This is a genomic window from Paenibacillus sp. EKM211P (genome assembly GCF_011066175.1).
Lineage (GTDB): Bacteria > Bacillota > Bacilli > Paenibacillales > Paenibacillaceae > Paenibacillus > Paenibacillus polymyxa.
In genome coordinates this window covers 122,896-142,631 of sequence record NZ_JAAMNS010000016.1, presented here as the reverse complement: position 1 = coordinate 142,631, position 19,736 = coordinate 122,896, and the positions used below count along the sequence as shown (strand labels likewise).

17 protein-coding genes and 1 pseudogene are annotated in these 19,736 nt (G+C 42.7%); 2 read left to right on the top strand and 16 right to left on the bottom strand.

Features of this window, described 5'->3' with window-relative positions:
* Nucleotides 1-2: 2 nt before the first annotated feature.
* From G9G57_RS20585 to G9G57_RS20565, 5 genes and pseudogenes are all read right to left on the bottom strand, one after another.
* Nucleotides 3-908: an ROK family protein gene (locus G9G57_RS20585; RefSeq protein ID WP_113050372.1), complete on the bottom strand. Its 906-nt coding sequence runs from the start codon at nt 906-908 to the stop codon at nt 3-5.
* Nucleotides 909-976: 68 nt separating this feature from the next.
* Nucleotides 977-1,782 (bottom strand): annotated as a pseudogene (locus G9G57_RS20580) (HAD-IIB family hydrolase).
* A 589-nt stretch (nt 1,783-2,371) separates the two neighbouring features.
* Complete coding sequence (locus tag G9G57_RS20575; RefSeq protein ID WP_373888224.1) at nt 2,372-3,472, bottom strand: MFS transporter; 1,101 nt, start codon at nt 3,470-3,472, stop codon at nt 2,372-2,374.
* Between the two features lie 36 nt (nt 3,473-3,508).
* Entirely contained in the window at nt 3,509-4,510 is a 1,002-nt protein-coding gene (locus tag G9G57_RS20570) for an ROK family protein (protein ID WP_113050370.1), read from the bottom strand.
* A gap of 243 nt (nt 4,511-4,753) precedes the next feature.
* Nucleotides 4,754-5,710, bottom strand: a complete 957-nt coding sequence (locus G9G57_RS20565; protein WP_045244518.1) for a tyrosine-type recombinase/integrase — start codon at nt 5,708-5,710, stop codon at nt 4,754-4,756.
* A gap of 466 nt (nt 5,711-6,176) precedes the next feature.
* Between G9G57_RS20565 and aiiA the strand changes: the two genes are divergently transcribed.
* Complete coding sequence (aiiA, locus tag G9G57_RS20560) at nt 6,177-6,932, top strand: quorum-quenching N-acyl homoserine lactonase AiiA (RefSeq protein ID WP_164965488.1); 756 nt, start codon at nt 6,177-6,179, stop codon at nt 6,930-6,932.
* Nucleotides 6,933-7,367: 435 nt separating this feature from the next.
* The gene (locus G9G57_RS20555) at nt 7,368-7,535 is read left to right on the top strand and encodes a hypothetical protein (protein ID WP_007432475.1); all 168 of its coding nucleotides are present in this window, start codon (nt 7,368-7,370) and stop codon (nt 7,533-7,535) included.
* Nucleotides 7,536-7,614: 79 nt separating this feature from the next.
* Here G9G57_RS20555 and G9G57_RS20550 read toward each other — a convergent pair whose 3' ends face one another.
* The 11 genes from G9G57_RS20550 to G9G57_RS20500 form a co-directional block, all read right to left on the bottom strand.
* Nucleotides 7,615-8,661, bottom strand: a complete 1,047-nt coding sequence (locus G9G57_RS20550; RefSeq protein ID WP_164965487.1) for a FecCD family ABC transporter permease — start codon at nt 8,659-8,661, stop codon at nt 7,615-7,617.
* Nucleotide 8,662: 1 nt separating this feature from the next.
* The gene (locus G9G57_RS20545) at nt 8,663-9,727 is read right to left on the bottom strand and encodes a FecCD family ABC transporter permease (protein ID WP_016820753.1); all 1,065 of its coding nucleotides are present in this window, start codon (nt 9,725-9,727) and stop codon (nt 8,663-8,665) included.
* 229 nt (nt 9,728-9,956) lie between these two features.
* Complete coding sequence (locus tag G9G57_RS20540; RefSeq protein ID WP_102998012.1) at nt 9,957-10,937, bottom strand: ABC transporter substrate-binding protein; 981 nt, start codon at nt 10,935-10,937, stop codon at nt 9,957-9,959.
* A 37-nt stretch (nt 10,938-10,974) separates the two neighbouring features.
* On the bottom strand, nt 10,975-12,690 hold the full coding sequence (locus G9G57_RS20535; protein WP_164965486.1) for an ABC transporter ATP-binding protein: 1,716 nt from the start codon (nt 12,688-12,690) through the stop codon (nt 10,975-10,977).
* A 32-nt stretch (nt 12,691-12,722) separates the two neighbouring features.
* Nucleotides 12,723-13,730, bottom strand: a complete 1,008-nt coding sequence (locus tag G9G57_RS20530) for an ABC transporter substrate-binding protein (RefSeq protein ID WP_164965485.1) — start codon at nt 13,728-13,730, stop codon at nt 12,723-12,725.
* Nucleotides 13,731-13,951: 221 nt separating this feature from the next.
* Nucleotides 13,952-14,872, bottom strand: a complete 921-nt coding sequence (gene rbsB / locus G9G57_RS20525) for a ribose ABC transporter substrate-binding protein RbsB (protein WP_017427750.1) — start codon at nt 14,870-14,872, stop codon at nt 13,952-13,954.
* 34 nt (nt 14,873-14,906) lie between these two features.
* Nucleotides 14,907-15,875, bottom strand: a complete 969-nt coding sequence (rbsC, locus tag G9G57_RS20520; protein ID WP_017427749.1) for a ribose ABC transporter permease RbsC — start codon at nt 15,873-15,875, stop codon at nt 14,907-14,909.
* Between the two features lies 1 nt (nt 15,876).
* Nucleotides 15,877-17,358, bottom strand: coding sequence for a sugar ABC transporter ATP-binding protein (locus tag G9G57_RS20515; RefSeq protein WP_031461557.1), 1,482 nt, complete (start codon nt 17,356-17,358; stop codon nt 15,877-15,879).
* 31 nt (nt 17,359-17,389) lie between these two features.
* Nucleotides 17,390-17,824 carry a D-ribose pyranase gene (gene rbsD / locus G9G57_RS20510; RefSeq protein WP_090890548.1) on the bottom strand — a complete coding sequence of 145 codons (435 nt, stop codon included), beginning with the start codon at nt 17,822-17,824 and terminating at the stop codon, nt 17,390-17,392.
* Nucleotides 17,824-18,702 carry a ribokinase gene (rbsK, locus tag G9G57_RS20505; RefSeq protein ID WP_017427746.1) on the bottom strand — a complete coding sequence of 293 codons (879 nt, stop codon included), beginning with the start codon at nt 18,700-18,702 and terminating at the stop codon, nt 17,824-17,826. The genes rbsD and rbsK overlap by 1 nt, the downstream gene beginning before the upstream one ends.
* Complete coding sequence (locus G9G57_RS20500; protein ID WP_164965484.1) at nt 18,695-19,723, bottom strand: LacI family DNA-binding transcriptional regulator; 1,029 nt, start codon at nt 19,721-19,723, stop codon at nt 18,695-18,697. The genes rbsK and G9G57_RS20500 overlap by 8 nt, the downstream gene beginning before the upstream one ends.
* Between the last annotated feature and the right edge of the window lie 13 nt (nt 19,724-19,736).

The following is a 19,736-nucleotide window of genomic DNA, read 5'->3' as shown; positions in this document are numbered from 1 at the left end:
TCTTATACCTCAAGATGGTGTGACTGCATGTAGTTGTATATAGCACCTAGCAAATTCGCTTCATTGCCTAATTTACTTTGTTCAATTTCTGCACGCACAAAATTTAAGATCGAATGCAGGTAAAGTTTCTCTAATTCTTCTTTAATGGTAGCAACCAGCAAAGGATTGGCAGATATGCCTCCCCCGATCACAAACTTTTGAGGGTCAAGAATTGTTTGTAAATTAATAATTTGTGTTGCGATGTTCCTACAGTATTCTTGAAAAATCTTTTGTACCGTGTGATCACCTTCTTCAATAAGCTTGAATACTCTTTCACCTGTTATAGCATCTTCAGGAAGTCCTTTAGCCTTGGCAACAGTTTTAGCTAAAACAGAACTACTCCCTTGCATACCAAGCAGATAATCAACATTGTCTGCATGCTCATTGTTAGTTCTGATGAAGGAGAATTCCCCAGCCGATAAATGATGACCTTTCAGCAATTTTCCTTGAGAGATGATTCCACCGCCCATTCCTGTTCCAACTACCAAAACAACACCATCAGCGATCCCCTGTAGTGAGCCGCGCCATACTTCTCCAAGAGCTGCACACTTCCCATCATTTTCAATAGCTACAGGCAAATGAAACGCTTTCTTGAAAACTTCGATCATATTGATATCGTTTATATACCTTAACGAACCACCATGCACCATATGACCAGTGACCGAGTCCACAATACCTGGCATGCTGACGGCTACTCCTTCACATTCATCTATAAACTGATTATGAATTTGCTTCAAGACTATAAGCAGATTCTCTAGTGAATCTAATGGTGTAGCAACTTTACCTTTCGTCATAAATTTATCTTGAAAATATAAACTGAATTTAATAAAAGATCCACCAATATCAAAAACCAGTATTTTATTTTTCATGCTGCTTATAGTCCTCTCATTGGGTAGTGTGAAATCTGGAGTGTATCTCTTAATAACGATAATTAATATTAATGCTTTTGTAAATCCATCATTTTCTTTATCGTTAATAACACACCGTTCTCTTCATTGGATTTGGTGATAAAACTTGCTGCATTTTTAGTATTCTCACAAGCATTTTTTACAGCAAAACTGTATTTGGCAATACTCATAAGCTCCACGTCATTTTCACCATCTCCAAAAGACATGGTTTCGTCCATAGTAACACCCAATATCTCTTGGAGTTTCCTTACCGTCTCCCCTTTATGGGTATGAAGGGCTGTAATATCCAGCCAATTTGCTTCAGAATCTACAATATAAATTTGGTCTAGCAGCGTTTTTTCAACATGTTTTCTTAAAATGGAACTTCTCCCTGATGGATCGTAAACAGTTATTTTAAGAAAGTTGCTATTTATTTGATCAAACGAATCAATCTTCAGCACTTCCTTGTAGGAGCCCTTCACAATCTTGTAATATTCCTCTTGAATTTGAGAGTGGACATAGGCTGCTTCAGTTGTACATGCGATGATAATAAAATCCTTAGCGAAAGCTTCAATTTGACTGATCGCTTGTAATGCCAAATTACGTTCAATTGTAAACTCTTTTACAACAACTCCATCCCTTTTAATACGAGTAGCACTGTCTCCCAAAATCCAGATTCCTTTTCCGTGCTCATCAAACAACTCTTCTACTCTTTCACATTGCTTACCTGTACAAGCAACAAAGGCGATATTATTTTCTTTCATCTCTCCGTACACCTGATTAAATATTCAACATCAAAAGTACCACTATTGTTCAGAAAAGTACCATCCAAATCACTTACTACCAGTTTAAACATAAATAAGCCTCCCTTAATTGTTAGAGTTTCCTACCGGTCAGTTCATACTTACGGTTTTTTATGTTCTTTCCAGGGATCAATATCAAAGTCTCTATTAACCTAAGACATTTTCAATCCCCACATTGTCCCACTCCCTTGTATTCGTATCTCGACCTTTAGCAAAACCTATCCAATGTAATGGGCTCGAAACAGATTCGATTCACTTCATAAATCACTTAATTAAACATATTAATAAAGTGAGTAAAAAAAGCACCTTTATTAAGTGGATACAAAGCTACTCGAAAAAATCATCGATGGAGCGGTAAGGCTTTACTTCTATAGGATCTCTTGATAACACTAAACAACAATACGTTCCCCCCCATATAACTAAACATAATAAAATGAGTGAGATCATAGGGTACTCTCCTTTCTCTTTTAGGTTATATATTTACTTTAGCCGATGAAACGCGTTTCAGGTCAAGTTGTAATTTGTCTTAACTCTTCAAAATTTTCTTCTTCAGTATCCGATTCACTTGTTCTGAACTGAGCAGCATAAAAAGAAGGAACACAACGACTGCAACTGGAAAAAAATGAATACTTACCTGTGAAGCTATAATCCCAAAAATGGGCGGGAGCAAAGTCGTTCCTGTATAAGCAACTGCCATTTGATACCCCATGAGTTTAGCGGAATTTTCCTTACAAACCGTGTTGGTGTTTCATGAAGAAGTCCAGGGTAAATCGGCGCAAGCCCTAAACCAATAAGAATAAAACCGGGTAATAAAAAGGCAACAGGCAAAGGAAGCAACAAAATGAGTCCTCCTGCAACAGCAGTAAGTTGGCCAATTCGGATTAGCATACCATTATTTATTTTTATAGTTACAAACCCCGTAATAAGCCTGCCAACCGTGATTCCACCATAGTATAAAGATATCCAACCAGCAGCAGTGTCGGCTGTGATGTTCCTTGCGCTTACCAAATAGCTGGCTCCCCATAAGCCCACCGTGGCTTCCACACCACAATAAAACAAAAAAGCAATGAGCGTGTTCTTAACTCCTTTCATTCGAATTGGATTTTGTTTGGGTATGTTCTCAACTTTTACGATATTGTCATCCATCTGTGAGTAGTCTGATGGGGATTCAGAAATAATGGGATTTTGTATCGCGGTAACACGTTTCCATAATGGCAGTGTAATGAGCAAAATAATAACAAGGCCCCACTGAATCATGGATACGGCTGTGTAACCACTTCTCCATGAATTGTAGTTCGAAATGTAGAAAGACATAATTATCGGCCCCATGGTAGCTCCAACTCCCCAAAAGCAATGCAGCCAACTCATATGATGTGCCTTATAATGAGTAGCCACATACTGATTGAGTGCTGCATCAACAGCTCCCCCGCCAAGTCCAAGAGGGATTGCTAATAGTACAAGCCAAAATAATGAAGGCGCAAAAGAAACTCCAAGTAACGCTCCTGCAGTCAAAAAGCAGCTCATTAGAGTAATCTTACCTGTGCCTATTTTTTCAATGATACTTCCGCTAGCAAGACTTGATACAATGGTTCCGCCTGCAACGACCATGGATACTATTCCAGCTGACCCAAAAGCTGCCCCAAGTTCCGGCCACATCACAGGCCATGCTGCCCCAAACAGGGAATCCGGGATTCCCAAGCTAATAAACGCTAGATAAATAATAATCAGAAACCAGGTTGCCAACATTCCTCTCCTCCTCTGCTCAATACGATGATGTCATTATTTAAAGACAATAATAGGACGTTCTAATTCTTTTAGAGTTAACCCTCTCAACCCTGTTTTAAAATCTTCATAAAATAAATCTGAGAGAACAATGTCAGGATACAAAGGCATCTCATGCTTAGTTTTGTAGGCTTCCAAAAAATGATAGAAAGCCTCTTCTTCTATATTCTCTCTATAGACCACAATTTGATTAGGATCGAATACAGACTGTAATATTTGAATAATTTCACATACACTATTGAAAAAAACTTCTCTTCCCTTGCTTTCATCCCAAACTATAGACGGAAGGAATTTGATTTCACCAGCCAATCCATGCTTGCCCTTTAAAACCCCATTACGCAAATAAATTCCCATCCCCGGTGGTGAATTTTCAGGAAAATAGACAGCCAGCACACATTGATCTTCATCGATCTGTTCTCTGTAAACGTATCCACATACAGCCGCATTTACATCATTCTCCACAATAACTGGCAAACCAAATTGGCTCTGCACATCCTCTGCCAGACGAATTCCATTCAACCTTTCATGACTGCTGACTGTAATCTCTCCATCTACAGATTGTCCCGGGATTCCAATACCAATAACTTTAATGGAGGGATAAAGAGAAATGATATCTTGAATTATGGAATAAAATTGTTTAGAATCAAAAATTTGGAAGGGATGTTCTTCTTTCATGAGGACGTCCTCGTTTAAATTAACTACCGTGGTCGATACTACATCCATTCCTTGTTTTTCATTAATGTGTATAATCAGTGCCAGACTATACTCATAATTAAAACGATAGGTTAACGCATGTCTACCACCATTTGAAGGAACGATTTCATCTTCAAAAATTTCTCCATTATTAAGCAATTCCTGCATAAGAGTGTTGATAGTCACCACGCTTAAATCAGTCAATGCGGCCAGTTGGGGCTTTGTGGCCTTGCTAACCTGCTTCAATACTTTGCGAACCAGATTCAAGTTTATTTCTTTAATTAAATTTGTATTGGCTTTTTCCATACAGTGCTCCTTTGTTTACAAGATTAGTGAGATCACTTCATAAACCATATTTATAAAGTGATCTCACTAATCTTGTAGCAAAATATTACCTTTGTCAAGAGCATAGGATACTGGCTATTAAATAAGAACGTAAAATCATGGTTACAATTTACAATTCAAGTTTTAATTCTTTTAATTGGTTTACATAATAAAATTTATGTAAACTCAATTTATTTCATTATACAATACACTCGTGGAACATACTTACAATCCCGTTATTGGGATCTGAATATCCAGCTTATCCATCGCTTTTTCTTTTTCTCGATCTGTAACATGAGTATATACCGTTGTCGTTTGGATGGATGAGTGCCCTAATAGCTCCTGTACGGTACGTAGGTCTGCTCCTTTACGTAATAGCATCGTCGCAAATGTATGTCGCAGCTTATGGCTGGAATAAGCCTCCCGACGTTCTATACCCTTTTCTTGCTGGAATCGTTCAAACGTTTCTGTAGCAATCTGTTGAATAGAACGCACTGCCAGACGTCGGCCTTTTTGGGATACGAACATCGCGTCTTCTTTACCTCTCCACGGCGTCAATCTTTCCTCCAACGCTTGCTCTATAAAATCACATACAGCCGTTGGTACTGGCAGGGTGCGCCACTTACGCCCTTTACCGAACACATCTAATGTGCGTCTTTCTCGGCTGTAATCCGAGACATTCAAAGAATGGACCTCCCCCACCCGCAATCCCATGTAGACCATGAGCAGAAAAATAGCCATATTACGATTTGCATATTTCCCTTCCACCGCAAGCAAAAACGGCTGAATGTCCTTCTCATCCAGATAAACGGGCATACGATTCTTTTCAGTCTTTGCTTTTTTAATTCCCGCTGCCGGATTGGTGCTGCATAATTCAAATTCCTGTAGCGCTCTAAAAAAACTATTCACCGCAGCATGCTTCCGGTTCCGCGTACTATCTCCGGCGCCTCCCTCCCGCGCTTTAGATAAATATGACATCACATGAATCTTTTTCACCTGGTCGAGTGGTTTATCACGCAATGTACGTAAAAACTGTTTTACATCCCCTGTGTAATTCTTTTGCGTATGTATCGTATATCCGGCATCCTTCATCCAGATCAAAAATGCTTCCAGCTCCTCATTATACACTTCATCAATTTCGTCTATAGTATCCAGATCCATATGACGCAATTCTTTTTTCATCGTGCTTGCCTCCATTCAGTTCAAAATCCAAAAAATGCTGTAAAACGATCATTTTCGTCTGATTTTTATCGACAATCCAATCGACATCTTATGCAGGAGAGCATCTAAAAGTCGTTTTAAATCTAAACTGCGTATAATTTATATTATACGCAGTTTTTTGAGCCCTTTTTAAGTATAAATAAAGCGTGTCTCTCTTGTCCAGTCTATGTACTTACCCTTTTTTGCTCATCCGCTTATACATCAGCACGTATTGGCCTTTGTGACGGCAGATTCCTGCTGGACGCCTACATGCCTTATCATTTAAACTATTAGAAATTAATTTTTGAAAGTACGGGATTACAGCGAAAGCATGAGGCTCCATCACCCCATCTTACAATGAAATACAAGCATCACTTTCTGCCAGCTGTAATCCTGTTTATAAACTACATAATAATTATTATGTAAACTAATACTGGAGGATGATTGTATGATTAACAAATTGCACTGGTTGCCGGTCGGTCAGCTTGATATTGATCGCTCCTCACTTAACCATCATGCACAGCCCGGTGAACTGGTGCGTCTGCAAATCTGGTCGTATCTGCTGGAGACAGATCACGGTCCGATTCTCATTGATACCGGTATGCCAGATTCGTTTATCGACAACCCGGATTATTTTAAAAGTACACCGTTTGAAAGACGCTTCATCCCCCGTATGACAGCCAATGATAGTATCGTGGCAGTACTGGATTGGATCGGCTATCAACCAGACGATATTCATGCCATCGTTATCTCCCATATGCATATGGATCATGCCGGAGGCAATCCGCATTTTCCGAATACACCGATTTATGTGCAGCAGACCGAAGCAGACGCTGCGATCGGTAATCTAGAGTATGCGCCGCCGGAATGCGTGCAGACAAACTTGAATTACCGACTGCTCCAAGGGGACCATGAGCTGGTTCCGGGCTTGCAACTGCTCTATACTCCGGGTCATTCGCCGGGTCATCAGTCCGCGCTGGTCACAACAAAGGAATCGGGTGCGGTCATGCTGACGATTGATGTTGCCTACACACAGGAGAATTACGCAAACGACGTGCCGTTTGACGGTTTTGACCGTGAACAGGCACGCCAGTCAATCGCGCGTGTTCAGCAGATTGTACAGGAGATCAAACCGAATCTGTTGTTCTTCGGTCATGATCCTGAACAGGTAGCCGTTCAGCCGGTATATCCACAATACAAATAATGATAAATGTTATAGCCTCTTATTCTTTTCTTTTCATTAGGTAGTTGTAACGACTCCGACATTAGGGCTGCAAAGTTTGGTCACCTGAGATCGCTGATATGGAATAAACCAATGATTGCATTGAATAACCTTTGCTGTTCTCGTTGCTCCTCTCCCTAGCTTCCAGCAAACTGATAAGTGATTGCATAAACATGAAGCTAATGTCCCTAATCTCCTGTTATCGCCAGCATAAGGAAGTATATCTAAGAACTCATGGGGTGAGTAGCTGTCGACACGGTATGGATGATGAGGATAAGTATTTTGCTGTCTCGTTCCGTTTTCCCTTGATCATCCAGCACGATATACTTAAAGAAGTCGAAAGGCAACCTTATATTCAGTCTATGCTTATTTCTAAAATGTAGATTTATTCATGACAAAGGGAGTGTTCATTTATTTATGAGTACCGAAATGCTGGAACGTCGAAGTGAGATTTTAAAACGAAACATCCATCAGTTGCTGGTTCAGGAAAATCAACACGGCGTGACACGGCAGGAAAATTACACGTTGCATAAAATGATCAGAGAGTTACATCAAACCTCTCATGCCTTGAATACTTCCCGTTGAGATGAAAGGCTGCTACAAGAAATAAAAAATAACCTTCAGTTCCACTTCCTTAGTGGTGTTGAAGGTTATTTTTTATTTTTTATCCTTTTGAGCGACTCAGCAGATATAAGAAGTATGGCGCACCTATGATGGCAACAATTAATCCTGTCGGAATTTCTTTCTGTAAAGGTAAGGCTCGTGTGATCGTATCCGCTACAAGTACCAGGAGTGCTCCGACTAAAGCACACGTTACAAGCAGCATTTTATGCTTCGGACCCACCAGCTTTCTTGCCAAATGTGGAGCTACCAAACCGACAAAACCGATTCCGCCACTAACCGACACACTTGAACTAGCCAGTCCGACCGCAGCCGCGAGGAGAAGAATACGTTCCTTTTCGATAGGTGTACCTAACCCGGATGCCGTCTGATCCCCCAAATTAAGCACATTCATAACATTTGCTTTATAGTATGCGAAAGGAAGCAATACAATTAGCCAAGGCAGCAGAGCCATTACGAATTTCCAATTTGAACCCCATATGCTTCCTGCTAACCAATTAGCTACAAACGTGTAGCTTTCAGGTGTCAACTTAAGAGTCATAATGATCATGGCAGCACTGATACCCGCCGCTACCCCAATTCCGCTCAGCAATAGCCTTGTCGGAGAAATACCTTCGCCTTTTTTGTAAGAAAGAGCATAAATCAGAATAGCAGCCGCTCCCGATCCAATGAGTGCAAGAGCAGGAAGTAAAAATAATGAATTCATCGTTTGCATCGATGGGAAAAGCAGTACAAACAGCATAACCATCAGCCCGGCACCTGCATTAATCCCCAGAATACCAGGGTCCGCTAGGCTGTTACGCGATACCCCCTGCATGATGCAACCGGAAACAGCCAAACCTGCGCCTATCAGAATGGAAATAACCATTCGCGGCAACCGGAATTCAAACAGAATTAATTCCTGCTGTGGAGTCCCTTGTCCGAACAAGGTTCTAAAAAGCTCCATTGGCGAAAGCCGAATCGTTCCTGTATTCGCACTTATGGTGAATGCAGTAATGAGCAATACAAGCAAAATGATAACAATGACCCAATCATGGATTTTTTTACGGTGACTTGCTTTGGCAATAGCGCCATTCGTAACGTTACTCATCTTACAGTGCCCTCCTTTCTTTACGTGCCAGATAAAGGAAGAATGGAACACCAATTAAGGCAATAAGTACGCCCACTGGTGTTTCCTCAGGTGCGTTAATCATACGGGCCGCCAGATCGGCAAAAACGATAAGTAAAGCTCCCATAATAGCCGAACAAGGAATAATCCAGCGATAATCGACCCCAACCAGTTTGCGCGTGATGTGGGGAATAATCAACCCTACGAACCCTATAGAACCAACCAACGATACCGCGGCACCCGCCAGGATCAATACGAGAATCATACCGGCGACCTTTACCATCCCAGTTCGCTGACCAAGACTCAATGCAATTTCGTCTCCTAGGCTAAGTAACGTAATGGAGCGTGATAACATGAGAGCACCGATAAAAGCTGCCACAACCCATGGAACAACAATGCCTAGCTGAACCCACTTGGTCCCACTAAGTCCTCCAGCATACCAAAAGGCCAAATCCTGTCCAACATTAAAATATAAACTGATCGTATCTCCTAAGGCAGACAGCAACGCCGTGACAGCTGCACCTGCCAATACAAGACGAACTGGCGTAATACCTGATTTGGAAATAGCGCTTGTACCATAGACCATCACAACCGCCAAGGCTGCACCTACAAAAGAATACAGCATTAACTGCAAAAAGGAAGTACCTGGAAAAAGAGCAAAGCAAATCGCCATCGTCAAGCTGGCGCCCGAATTCAGCCCAAGCAAGCCAGAGTCCGCAAGCGGATTGCGGGTCATCCCCTGCATAATGGCTCCTGCTACGGCAAAACAAACTCCGATTAACACACCACCCAGAATCCGAGGTAGTCGGATTTCCCATATAATTTGATGGTTTTGCAGCTCTGGATTAAAATGAAAGACGGCGTTCCAGACCTCCTCCAGTCTGATTGAGGCTGCACCAAATGATAAGGACAGAGCGATACCGAACGCTAACAGTGCTAATCCGGCTGTCAGGATAAGCGAAGCCGCCCATGGCCGCGAGTGAAATTGAGTCGGCGGCTGATTGTGATTACTTTGAGCAGGACTATCCGAAGATTCTGATAATTTCATAACTATGGTTCACCCTTACTGTTGAATAGTATGTAGGTATCACGAAAACCTGTAGTGGAGATGATGTTTGATAATGAGAATTATTATCATGCAATCTTTACTATTGTAAATTAATGTGGCAACGGCTTCAATAGCAAAATTTCGACGATTCTCTAATGCCCTGCTATTTTGTGAAAAAACAAAGCCCTCCGGCAAAAATACCAAAGGGCTGCCAACATTACCGAAACCATTACTTCTGTGAGACGTTTTCTTTATTCCGCTGGACGATCATATCTGCCAATTCTTCAGCTTGCCCCATAATAGCAATAGGATCGAAGTACCAGTATCGATCCTCCTGAAGCTCAAAAACCTTCCCATTCCGGACTGCACTTAGTGATTTCCATATGCTGTCTCCTTCATAACCGCTCAAATCCTTGTTAACCGTCAGAAAAATGTAAGAGCCAGCATATTGATTAATAACTTCCTTGGAAATTGACTTCCATTGAGTCTCGCCTAATAGTTCTTTTTGGACAAGTGGTGAAGGTGTCAAATTCAATCCTCTATAAACCGCCTGTCCTCCTCTGCCAAAATTATCACCGTATACATAGTATTCTTTATCTGTGGCTTCCATTACTGTGAAAGTATCCCCGGGTTGAACAATTCCCTTTAATTTGTCACGTGCAGCTTGCAATCGCTGGTCGTATTGGGCAAGCCATGTTTTGGCTTCCTGTTCTTTTCCCAGCAGCTCACCAAAAGCTGTCAGTTCCTCATGCACATTCTTGTATGTTCCATAAGGGATGACTATCGTCGGAGCAATTTTACTATATTTTTCATATTCAGAAGCATCCTTGGAACCAATCAGAATCATATCCGGCTGTAGAGCCAATACTTTTTCAATGGATACACTACCGCGGTCTCCAATGCTTGCAATGCCTTGTACAAGATCCTTCGAAAACGGATTATCCAGATAATATTTAACACTTCCCACAGGTTTAATTCCTAATGCTAATAAATCATTCTGGTACATATCTACTACAATCCGCTGAGGATGAATCGGAATCTGAATATCTCCATGAATCGTCTTAACTGTTTTCGTTGCAGCTGACTTTGATTCACCAGAAGCTTGATTTTGCTTTTCGTCTGGCTGATTTACCTTTCCACTACAGGCGCTAAGAATGACAATGACTGACAAAAGCATCGTCACAATCCACATTTTCTTTGTCAAACTCATTCATTCCTCTCTCTATTTACGAAGTCGCAATTGACTCTTACGTTCCATACTGAGCTTGGTGCAGGCGGCTATATGCACCTTTTACAGCCATTAATTCTTCATGTTTTCCTTGCTCGGCAATCCCCTGATCTGCAACTACAATAATACGGTCAGCATTTTTGATCGTTGCCAGACGATGGGCGATCACGAGTGTCGTGCGACCTTGAGATAGCTCTGTCAGGGCTTGCTGAATTGCAGCTTCTGTCTCTGTATCCAATGCCGATGTCGCTTCATCCAAAATGAGAATTGGCGGATTTTTCAGAAACATCCGGGCAATGGATAAACGTTGCTTTTGACCACCGGACAGCTTTACGCCTCGCTCACCGATCATCGTATCCAGCCCCTCTGGATAGGATCGAACAAGTCCTTCAATCTGGGCTCGACGGGCAGCATCCCAGATTTCGTCTTCTGAAGCATCAAGTTTGCCGTAAGCGATATTTTCACGAATCGTTCCATCAAAAAGGAATACATCCTGCTGTACGATTCCAATCATGGACCGCAGCGAATCCAGTTTCATTTCACGGATATCCATGCCATCAATCTTAATGCTGCCTTCCTCGACATCATAGAAGCGTGGCAGCAAGCTGCAAAGTGTCGTTTTGCCTGCTCCTGAAGGACCCACAAGAGCTACAGTTTCTCCCGCATGAATAGCAAGGTCCACTTTGCGCAGTACCTTGTCTTTGTTTTCATAGCCAAACGTTACACCTTCAAATTCAATATCTCCGTTGAGATGCTTAACGGTCTTCGCACCTGGAAGATCCTCTACGTCAGATTCACTTTCCAGCAAATCCAAGTAACGTCGGAAGCCGGCAATTCCTTTGGGATACGTTTCAATGACAGAGTTAATTTGTTTGATGGGTGCGAGGAATACATTGGACAGCATTACAAATGCGATAAATTCCCCATAGGACATCTGCCCCTTAATAACAAACCATGTTCCACATACAAGCACAAACAAAGAGACCAGTTTCATCAGAATAAAGCTAATTGAAGAATTCCACGCCATAATGCGATATGCGATCAGCTTTGTTTTACGAAACCGTCCATTATTCTCAGCAAAACGATCCATTTCATGTGCTTCGTTGGAAAACGCTTGAACAACACGGATACCGCTAACGTTATTTTCAATCCGGGCGTTGTAATCCGCAATATCAGAAAACATACGATGGAATGCAGCATTCATTTTGCGACTAAAATACAAAGACAGGTAGATCATCAGTGGAACAATAATGAATGTCAGCACAGCCAGCTTCCAGTTAATACTAAGCATGATACCGAAAGCCCCGCCCAGAGTCATCAGTGCAATGAACAAATCTTCAGGTCCGTGGTGGGCAATCTCTCCAATATCCATCAGATCGTTGGTCATACGGGAGACCAGATGGCCTGTTTTGTTATTGTCAAAAAAGCGAAAGGATTGCTTTTGTACTCGATCAAACAGCTTTTTACGCATATCTGACTCAATGTTAATCCCCAGCTTGTGTCCCCAATAGGTAACGACATAATTCAATCCGGCGCTTACGACATAAATCCCAAGCAAAGATAAACAGGCAAATAAAATCCATTTCCAATTTCCACTGGGTAGCAAATCATCAACTACCCGATTGACTGCAAGCGGAAAAGCTAACTCCAGCAGTGCAGCTAGTATGGCGCAAGTAAAATCAATGATAAACAAAGTCCGGTAGGGACGGTAATATTCAAAAAATCGTCTTAGCATATGACTTCTCCCTTCCTATTTAAATGAGCTGATTATTTAGGTTCGACGGAAAACATGTTAACGGCCTCATCCAGTGATTGATCAATAGCCAGTGGTGAGTAGGTAAACCAAGGATCGGCCTTGATGAAATACACTTTGTGGTTTTTGACAGCTGGGAGATTTCTCCACAGCGCACTTTGTTCAATTTCCTTCAACATTCCGTCCTTAGTCGCTTCATCGTAAACCAGCATCATAATACGATCTCCTGACAGTTCAGGCAGTTTTTCCATCGAAATGCTATCGTATACAAAGTTATACTTCGGGTCCTTTGCGAGCTTCTGACGTATGTACTCTGGAGGATTCAATTCCAGTGAACGGTAGATGACATGTCCTACATTTCGCGCCCCGTACACTCTCAGCACGTCCTTACCGTAGGTCATATAAATGGTAATCGTTTCATCTTTCTTGAATTTTCCAGTCAGCTTTTTTCGACCTTCTTCAGCCTTTTTGTCAAAACTAGCAATCCACTGATCGGCTTCCTTGTCCTTACCCAGTACGGCTGCGACATCCCGCAGCTGCTTAAATACATCTCCATCTCCAAAAGAAACGGCTACGGTTGGAGCAATCTTCTCCAGCTGCTCCCTCGCTTCTGGCGAGGTATCTTCTGTTGCTATAATCAGATCAGGTTGTAGCTCTAGTACCTTTTCCACATTCGTTGGGTTCCCAATATCAGCAATCCCGTCAATCTTTCCTTTCAAATAGTCGCCTTCTAACACATGAGAAGCAGCCCCTACTGGTTTAACACCTAAAGCCAGCATCGCATCCAAATATTGTGTCGTGACAACCCGCTGTGGATTCGCAGGGATACTGATCTTTTTGCCAGTGGCATCAATATATTCGCGCATGGCAACTGATTTGGATTGCCCGTTAAGAGTATCCGTTCCACCCTTTTCATTGGTCTGGTTACTACTTGCTGTGTTTCCGCATGCAGCCAATACAACCATCAAAAAAACGGCAAAACCAAGCATAATTCCTCTTTTTAATCTGTTCTTTTGTTGCACAATATACGTCCTCCTTAGATATATGCCTTCATAAAATGATAGTGATTCTCATTATCATACAAGTGTTATTCTATCTTTTACCGTCTCTTCTTACAATACAAAAATTAAAAACTTCCATTTATGTGTATATATCGTCTTGGGAAAATATCCAAAAAAAAAGAACTGATGCGTATTCTTTGCATCAGTTCGAAAGCTTCATAGGTTGGTTCACATGCCCATTCCTATTTGGATTGATCCACTAACTCCAGTTTGGCGGGAATCGATGTTTTCACGGTTTTACCTTGAAGTACATCCTTGGCTGCTTGCACTGCCAATTGTCCAATCAACTCAGGCTGCTGAGCCACAGTAGCTGTCAGCTTCCCTTCCTTAATTGATTTAAGCGCATCCTCGTTACCATCAAAGCCGATGACTGGAATGTTCTTACCAGAGCTTTGAATGGCTTCAATCGCTCCCAACGCCATTTCATCATTGTGGGCAAATACCGCCTGAACATCCGGGTTGCCTTGCAGTAGATTTTCCATCACATTCAAACCTTTGGTCCGATCAAAATCAGCCGACTGCTTGGCGATGACCTTCAGGTCCTTATCTGCCACTTCATGGAAGCCTTTCCCACGTTCACGGGTAGCCGATGCGCCTGGAACGCCTTCCAACTCAATAACCTTGGCGCCTTTTCCGACTTGATCAATCACGTATCTGGCAGCCATCCGTCCTCCCTCGACGTTGTCTGAAGCGACTAGCGCTTTCACATCACCTTTGTCAGCGGAACGGTCCAGCGTAATTACAGGAATGTTCAAAGCATTCGCTGACTGTACCACAGTGGAGATAGCCGACGAATCTGTCGGATTAATGAGTAACGCATTTACTCCCTGTTGGATCAGATCATCCACATCATTACTTTGCTTCGCAGAATCATTTTGTGCATCGACCACAATAACCTGCAATCCTTGTTTTTTGGCCTCTGCAACAACTCCGTCTTTGAGGGAAACGAAGAATGGATTATTCAATGTTGAGATCGACAAGCCGATTTTAATGTCCTTCAGGTCTGCAGCCGCTTTAGGCTTCGCCCATTCAGGCGGTTCCAGGGAACACCCTGTCATGAGCAGGAGCAGCAAGGACGTCATGATTAATGTAAGCTTTTTCATATTTGTGTGTCTCCTTCTATGCAGATTAGGTGTATTATGCGGATTTTTTACGGTCAATCAATACAGCAATAGCAATGACGATCCCTTTTACGACCATTTGGTAAAAAGAGTTAACCCCCAGCAAATTCAAGCCGTTGTTTAGTGTCCCGATGATTAGCACACCAATTAATGTACCTACAATCCGTCCGCGTCCTCCCGAAAGGCTTGTTCCACCTAGTACGACAGCCGCAATGGCATCCAGTTCATAAGAAGCACCTGCTGTCGGCTGCGCTGAATTCAAGCGTGAGGTCAAGATAGCACCCGCCAATGCGGAAAGCATTCCCGCCAAAGAGTAAATCCAGATTTTTACACGTGGTACTTTAATACCTGAAACAATCGAAGCTTTCTCGTTGCCGCCGATGGCATACGTTTTGCGTCCGAAAGGTGTTTTATGCAGAATGATCCAAAGAGCAGCAAAGGTAATGAGCATCGTAATCGCCGGGACCGGAATACCAAACTGATAACCACGACCGAATAATTGAAATACCAGACTATCTCCGAGCCCCGTAATAGGGTTACCGTTGGTATACACTAATGTTAATCCTCTAAAAATAGTCATGGTTGCGAGTGTGGCGATAAACGGAGCCATTTTACCTTTCGTAATCATCAAGCCGTTGACCATTCCCATCACGCCACCCAATGCACAGCCAATGATAATCGCCAAAATCGGATCGAAGCCGGCCAACATCATATTTGCGACAAACGCACTGGATAGTGCTAATATAGAGCCAACGGACAAATCGATTCCGCCTGTAAGAATAACGAAGGTCATACCAAACGCAATCAACGCATTAATAGATACCTGACGTAACAAATTCAAAATATTAAGCGGTTCCAAAAAGCTGGGATTTAAGGCCGATACAATGATCACCAAAATAATGAGCCCCAACAATGGGCCAAGCTTCTGTGTGATTTGTGATATTTGGATGCCTTTGCTACCTTTTGCTTCATTCATAGTTGTCATATTACTGTCCTCCTGTAGCTAGCGTCATAATATTTTCTTGTGTGGCTTCTTCCCTGCTTAGCTCTCCGCTGATCTTTCCCTCGTGCACCACGACAATACGATCACTCATGCCAAGTACCTCGGGAAGCTCTGAGGATACCATGATAATTGCGACTCCACGTTCGGTCAGTTCGTTCATCAACTGGTAGATTTCCCGTTTGGCTCCTACATCCACGCCTCTCGTCGGTTCGTCAAGAATGAGCACATTGGGACCGATACCTACCCATTTGGCAATAACCACCTTTTGCTGATTGCCACCTGACAAACTGCCAACCGTCGCTTCGGCTGATTGGGTTTTGATTTGTAAGCGCTTAATTAATGTATTAACAAAATCCATCTCTTTTTTGCCTGATATAAATCCTTTTGATGTAAAACTGAACAGATTCGTCAGCACCATGTTTTCCCGAATGGAAAAATCCAGCACTAAGCCCTCATCTTTTCGATCTTCTGTAATGAAGCCAATCCCTAGTTTCACTGCATCATCCGGCTTGCGAATAGACACCTTTTTCCCACGTACGTGTATCTCACCACGATCCAAAGTATCCAGTCCAAATAACGACCGCATGATCTCGGTCCGTCCCGAGCCCATCAAGCCCGAAAAACCTACAATTTCCCCAGAGCGCACTGTAAAATTCACATTTTCAAATAGACCTTTATGTGATGCGTTTTTGACCTCTAGCACCACTTCTCCCAAAGCAGGCGTTCTTACCGGGTAGCGTTCAGTCAGCTCTCTGCCAACCATTTTCCGTACAACCTCGTCAAAATTCGTATCGGGGATCGCTTGAGTATCTACAGTTTTCCCGTCACGCATAATGGTAATCCGATCACAGATCGCGAATATCTCCTCCATCCGGTGAGAAATATACACAATTGAAACACCATCTTTTTTCAAGGAAGTAATAACCTCAAACAGCTTTTGTATTTCCCGTTCGGTTAAGGCTGCTGTCGGCTCATCCATTACGATCACTTTGGCATCCGTCATTAGTGCTTTGGCTATTTCAATCATTTGTTGTTGACCCACTGAACACTCGCCTGCTTCACCGTTCAAAGGAAGGTTTACTGAAAGCTTGCTAAATTGCTCATTTGCTAGCGCTTTCATTTTAGAGCTATCTAGTAATCCCCACTTGGAAGTCATTTCCTTGCCGATAAATAGATTTTCCAGTACCGTCATCTCTGGCCATACATTCAGTTCCTGGTGAATAAAAGCAATTCCTTTTTGCTCCGCTTCCTTGGGGTTGGCAAAATAGGTTTCCTGACCGTCAATGATGATCGTTCCCTCATCGCGTCGATGCAGTCCGATTAAAATATTCATCAGCGTTGATTTGCCTGCACCATTTTCACCCATGAGGGCATGTACTTCTCCTTCACGGAGATCAAAGTCTACACCACTTAGTACCTGATTGGTTCCAAAGGCTTTGTGAATTCCTTTCATTTGAATCTGCATGCTGTTCCCCCCTTTTTTATTCAACACTAATTTATCCAAAAAGAACTCCTGCCTGTAAAATACAATTGGCAAACGGCGTAGCCTCTCCTGTACGGATGACAGCTTTGGCTTGCCGAGTTAATGTCTTAAATTGTTCATGTGAGCAAAACTCAATGACGGCAGTCGGCTGAATAATCTGCGAATGCTCTAGTTGCTCTCCTGCAAAGGTGCGCATAATATACTGTAACGCTTGTTCATTTTCTTGTTTGATTTCTTCAGCCAGTGTTACTTTTTCAATCACCATATCTGCGGCAATGACATCAACAACGTCCTGAAAGGACGGAATACCCAGTTTCAATGCCAAATCAATTTTGGTAACGCCTTCAGGAACTGGTAAGCCGGCATCAGCCACGACAATAAAGTCCGTGTGGCCGAGATCCGTTAATATTTTGGATATATGACTGTTTAGAATTCCATGTTTCTTCATTATAATTGCTCCTCTACTTCACGACGGGTTGGCATTCCGCCTTGCGCCCCAAATTTGGTAACAGACAATGACGCAGCACGATTAGCAAATTTCACACTGTCTGCCAGCGATTTTCCTTCAGCCAGTGCCACCGCAAAAGCAGCGTTGAACGTATCTCCTGCACCTGTTGTATCCACGGCTTCGACCTTGTAAGTAGGAACTACAACTTCCTGTTCTCCGTCGAAAAACCGTACACCGTTGCTGCCTTCCGTTACAAACAACTTGTTCGGATATTTGCGCAAGGCTTCTTGAAGACTCATATCCTTAAACATGATGGCGGCTTCATGCTCATTTGGCGTAATGTAGGCTGCATTGGCAATTACGCTTTCTTCCACCTCACGAGCCGGGGCTGGATTCAGCAGCAAGGGTACCTGATACTTCGCACAAATTTCGCTTACATAGACAATCGTCTCAGCCGGTATTTCCTGTTGAATTAATACAATATCCGAACTTCGAATAACATCAAGCGCTTCTTCCACGTAAGCGGGTGTAACTTCATTATTCGCTGCTTTTACCACGACAATACTGTTATCACCCTCGGCTAGTACAATGTGTGCTGTACCGCTTTCCATATGTGTAACCGGTTTCACATAGTTAATATGAACATGATTTTCTTCAAAATTGCGTAAAATCTGTTGTCCCAAATGGTCGTCTCCTACACGTCCAATCATCGTAACGTCCGCCCCGAGTCGTGCTGCAGCTACTGCCTGATTGGCTCCTTTACCGCCAGGTACGGTTGTAAAGCTTTCTCCCAATACGGTTTCACCAGCACCGGGACGCTTGGAAGAAGTAACTACGAGGTCCATCGAACTGCTTCCGATAACCGAAATTTTAGCCATGATGATCCACCTTTCTCGTTGTTTCCCGTTCGATAAATTTGACGGGCAATTGTATGCTTGAATAGGTAAGTACTTTCGAATGAAGATTAGGTACACTTGACTTCGTTGCTTGCGACTGCTCAATCAATTGAATGAGCAGACCTGCCGCTTCCCAGCCCATTTCATAAGCAGGCTGCCGAATTGTTGATAATGGCGGAAATAACAAGCTGCTTAATGGTATATCATCAAACCCGATAATTTGAACATCTTCCGGGATTTTCTTTCCTAATCTATGTGCCTCATGCATCACCGCGGTAGCTACAATATCGTTACTGGCAATAACTCCGTCCGTATCCGGATACTTGCTGAACAGCTCTTTGGCCCATAACTCAGCTTCCTTGAACGAAAAGGATGTTGTCTCGACGATATGGTAAGCAATACCAGAATGCTGAAGCTCTTCCACTGCCCCGCGAAAACGATCTTGTGCTGGACGAATATGAGCAGGACCCTGCATGACTGTAATTTGTCTGCTGCCACGGGCAACCATAGCCTGTGCAGCCAAGCGACCGCCATGAGCTCCATCCGCATAAACGGAGAGACTGTCACTGGAAGTCCGATCGAGAAAAACGACTGGTATTTTCAGTTTGGCGTAACAGTCGGCAGCAGGGTCATTGGTAGATGAAATAACCCCAACAACATTATTCTGAACAAAAGTATCCATGTAAACTAATTCTTTTTGGCGATCCTCATCACTATTACCGAAAATAATACGAAAATCATTTTCCTGCATTCGATCCTCCACCCCACGAGCCAACAAGGGAAAGTAAGGGTTTGTAATATCCGGCAGCAGCAGGCCGATTAATCTGGATTTCTTTTTATACAGAGAACGTGCAACTTCATTAGGCTTGTAATTTAGCTGCTTCACCGCAGCTTCAACTTTTCGCCGTGTATCCTCGTGGACATATCCGGTTTCATTAATAACTCGGGATACAGTCGCTACGGAAACACCTGCAAAACTCGCTACTTGCTTAATTGTTGTCATAATGTAGGTTCAA

Excerpts from the sequence above, each read along its gene's own strand:
- rbsK (WP_017427746.1), bottom strand. The coding sequence starts at position 18,702 with ATGGCTAAAATTTCGGTTATCGGAAGCAGTTCGATGGACCTCGTAGTT.
- G9G57_RS20585 (WP_113050372.1), bottom strand. The coding sequence starts at position 908 with ATGAAAAATAAAATACTGGTTTTTGATATTGGTGGATCTTTTATTAAA.
- aiiA (WP_164965488.1), top strand. The coding sequence starts at position 6,177 with ATGATTAACAAATTGCACTGGTTGCCGGTCGGTCAGCTTGATATTGAT.
- G9G57_RS20515 (WP_031461557.1), bottom strand. The coding sequence starts at position 17,358 with ATGCAGATTCAAATGAAAGGAATTCACAAAGCCTTTGGAACCAATCAG.
- G9G57_RS20545 (WP_016820753.1), bottom strand. The coding sequence starts at position 9,727 with ATGAAATTATCAGAATCTTCGGATAGTCCTGCTCAAAGTAATCACAAT.
- G9G57_RS20565 (WP_045244518.1), bottom strand. The coding sequence starts at position 5,710 with ATGAAAAAAGAATTGCGTCATATGGATCTGGATACTATAGACGAAATT.
- G9G57_RS20500 (WP_164965484.1), bottom strand. The coding sequence starts at position 19,723 with ATGACAACAATTAAGCAAGTAGCGAGTTTTGCAGGTGTTTCCGTAGCG.
- rbsC (WP_017427749.1), bottom strand. The coding sequence starts at position 15,875 with ATGACAACTATGAATGAAGCAAAAGGTAGCAAAGGCATCCAAATATCA.
- G9G57_RS20535 (WP_164965486.1), bottom strand. The coding sequence starts at position 12,690 with ATGCTAAGACGATTTTTTGAATATTACCGTCCCTACCGGACTTTGTTT.
- G9G57_RS20540 (WP_102998012.1), bottom strand. The coding sequence starts at position 10,937 with ATGAGTTTGACAAAGAAAATGTGGATTGTGACGATGCTTTTGTCAGTC.
- rbsD (WP_090890548.1), bottom strand. The coding sequence starts at position 17,824 with ATGAAGAAACATGGAATTCTAAACAGTCATATATCCAAAATATTAACG.
- G9G57_RS20555 (WP_007432475.1), top strand. The coding sequence starts at position 7,368 with ATGAGTACCGAAATGCTGGAACGTCGAAGTGAGATTTTAAAACGAAAC.
- rbsB (WP_017427750.1), bottom strand. The coding sequence starts at position 14,872 with ATGAAAAAGCTTACATTAATCATGACGTCCTTGCTGCTCCTGCTCATG.
- G9G57_RS20550 (WP_164965487.1), bottom strand. The coding sequence starts at position 8,661 with ATGAGTAACGTTACGAATGGCGCTATTGCCAAAGCAAGTCACCGTAAA.
- G9G57_RS20570 (WP_113050370.1), bottom strand. The coding sequence starts at position 4,510 with ATGGAAAAAGCCAATACAAATTTAATTAAAGAAATAAACTTGAATCTG.